Raw genomic sequence first — 2,346 nt, 5'->3', positions numbered from 1 at the left:
AAGGAGACCGTACGAGGCCAAAGCGTGTCGCACCCTTCGCGGGTGCGTGGATTGAAATTTTTGCCGACATGATATTTTGCTCTTGCAACTCCGGTCGCACCCTTCGCGGGTGCGTGGATTGAAATCAAGTCTGCAGCTTATACTTTTTCAACACCCGAGGTCGCACCCTTCGCGGGTGCGTGGATTGAAATCTCTGGATATATCCATCAGCGACTGCCTGCTTGGGTCGCACCCTTCGCGGGTGCGTGGATTGAAATTTCAAACTTAGTGCCCTCGCCAGCCGCGGCTTTCGTCGCACCCTTCGCGGGTGCGTGGATTGAAATTAAGCCAGTGCGTCGGTATGTCCGGGTTACTATCCCGTCGCACCCTTCGCGGGTGCGTGGATTGAAATTTGGACACGCCGGGCCCTTGCTAAGAGCAGCCGGTCGCACCCTTCGCGGGTGCGTGGATTGAAATATGGCCGGCGTGGTCGTTAGCTATGCCGAGCTAAGTCGCACCCTTCGCGGGTGCGTGGATTGAAATACAGTGTCCGCACGGCTTCGCTTCCTCTTCACCTCGTCGCACCCTTCGCGGGTGCGTGGATTGAAATTGTATTGCTCTGCAAAGGCCAGCAGCGCCTTGTCGGTCGCACCCTTCGCGGGTGCGTGGATTGAAATAACGTTATAAGGCTCTTCCCAGTTGGAAAATGCGCGTCGCACCCTTCGCGGGTGCGTGGATTGAAATTTATCCTCGTTCGTTTCCAGGAACACTACACTATTGTCGCACCCTTCGCGGGTGCGTGGATTGAAATTACAAGTGTGGCTATGACGGCCAAGCGCAGCAAGGTCGCACCCTTCGCGGGTGCGTGGATTGAAATTCAGGATTGGAGCGTTACCAATCACTCCCTTAAGTCGCACCCTTCGCGGGTGCGTGGATTGAAATTGAAACTTCATCGGGTGTATAGTCTTGCATATTAGTCGCACCCTTCGCGGGTGCGTGGATTGAAATAACAATTACTTTGAGCACCACCCGCTTAACAAGTCCGTCGCACCCTTCGCGGGTGCGTGGATTGAAATTGGATAAGCCAGAGTTAAAAATTCCGGAAGAACCGTCGCACCCTTCGCGGGTGCGTGGATTGAAATGAAAGCTAACTTACTGGACGAAGAACAGGGTATAGTCGCACCCTTCGCGGGTGCGTGGATTGAAATCTGCACGCTGTAAGCAAGCTTGAAATGGTCGCAGGTCGCACCCTTCGCGGGTGCGTGGATTGAAATATGTCAGGGTTGAGTTGATACTGCTCTTCCCTAAAGTCGCACCCTTCGCGGGTGCGTGGATTGAAATATGTAGTTCGCTGTGTCGCTCTCTGCGCTGTCGTGTCGCACCCTTCGCGGGTGCGTGGATTGAAATATCAGCCTTTTTCTCTTGCTCTTCGGCCCATTTGGTCGCACCCTTCGCGGGTGCGTGGATTGAAATCGGCATAAAAGGGATTTTTAGCTGTCCTTCCACGTCGCACCCTTCGCGGGTGCGTGGATTGAAATTGGGTCTTTCTCAGCCTGCTCACGATACTTTTGGTCGCACCCTTCGCGGGTGCGTGGATTGAAATTTCGATGACGGCCGTATCAATCCGAATGGTCGGGTCGCACCCTTCGCGGGTGCGTGGATTGAAATCGGTGCTAATGTCCTCTTTGCGGAAATCCCTGAAGGTTGCACCCTTCGCGGGTGCGTGGATTGAAATCACACACAGCTTGGAAATACCGATACAAGGTTAATCGTCGCACCCTTCGCGGGTGCGTGGATTGAAATATCCCAGTACAGCCGAATGGTTTCCTTGCCCTGGTACGTCGCACCCTTCGCGGGTGCGTGGATTGAAATGTTTTTGTACTCTCAAGATTTAATTGCAAGACCAAAAAAGAGGCCGCGTCGCCTCTTTTTAGTCTGTTATTGTGTGATTTCTGTCGTTTTCTGAAGGAGTTCCTTATTTTTCTTTAGTTTTGCATTGGTTTGTTCTAGCTTTTCCTGTGATGTTTATGGTTGGAGGAGTAGCTGATCCAAAGCGGCAGTAGGATTTCTCTTAGTTTATCCCCTTCTGGAGCAGAAATGCTGTCATTGAAAGGAAGAGAAGCGGACAGATTATTTTCAAACCTTGGTTTTTCCTTCCAATGTTTCAGGCGCTGGCTTAGCTGGGACTGGACCTCTTGGCTGGCTCGCTGGTGGCAGTTGTTTCATCTGTATACCAGTAAGGAAAGGCTGTGTTGGTGTGTCTTTCTTGTTCCCTGGTATGTGCTTGGCCTGATAAAAGGTGCGAACGGCTCGCCCGGACTCGTTTTAGAGCTGTGTTGTTTCGTTTTTATTTATCATAAAAGAGGC

1 protein-coding gene and 1 CRISPR repeat array are annotated in these 2,346 nt (G+C 52.1%); the gene reads left to right on the top strand.

Annotated elements, in window-relative coordinates:
- Window positions 1–26 precede the first annotated feature (26 nt).
- A CRISPR array of direct repeats spans window positions 27–1,851; the repeat unit is 32 nt; unit sequence GTCGCACCCTTCGCGGGTGCGTGGATTGAAAT.
- Between the two features lie 225 nt (window positions 1,852–2,076).
- Window positions 2,077–2,346, top strand: a 270-nt coding sequence (locus STRDD11_RS13915; protein WP_206512712.1) for a hypothetical protein, incomplete at its 3' end; no start/stop codon positions are given.

The sequence above is a fragment of the Streptococcus sp. DD11 genome (assembly GCF_001578865.1).
GTDB lineage: Bacteria > Bacillota > Bacilli > Lactobacillales > Streptococcaceae > Streptococcus > Streptococcus panodentis.
Note: the sequence above shows the minus strand (reverse complement) of the source record. Positions and strands in the feature narration are given on the sequence as shown.